Source organism: Vibrio sp. 10N.222.46.A1 (assembly GCF_041473595.1).
Taxonomy (GTDB): domain Bacteria; phylum Pseudomonadota; class Gammaproteobacteria; order Enterobacterales; family Vibrionaceae; genus Vibrio; species Vibrio tasmaniensis_A.
Window position 1 is genome coordinate 1 of the sequence record NZ_JBFRSN010001355.1, and the last position, 297, is coordinate 297.

The 297-nt window shown below is 43.8% G+C and carries 1 pseudogene; it reads left to right on the forward strand.

What is annotated here, in order from left to right:
- Window positions 1–297 (forward strand): annotated as a pseudogene (locus tag AB4496_RS26570) (hypothetical protein); the annotation flags it as partial.

The window sequence follows — 297 nt, forward strand, 5'->3', positions numbered from 1 at the left end:
CCTCAAACAAAAACCTTACAAGGTGTTGCCATTGACGGGTATATTTCCGGTGCAACCGCGTTTCTAGACATCAATTATAATGGTGTATTGGATGAGGGAGAGCCAAGTAGTATCACGGACGATGAAGGCAGTTATCAATTGTCTTTAACTGGTTCTAACTCTGACTGTATGGACTATGCCCCAATTGTAGTGAATGTTCCGGTTGGTGCTATTGATGCGGATAGCCCTAACTCGCCGATTACTGAACCTTATCAATTGGTCTTCCCACCAGTAATGACAGTGAGTTCTGACCAAGAA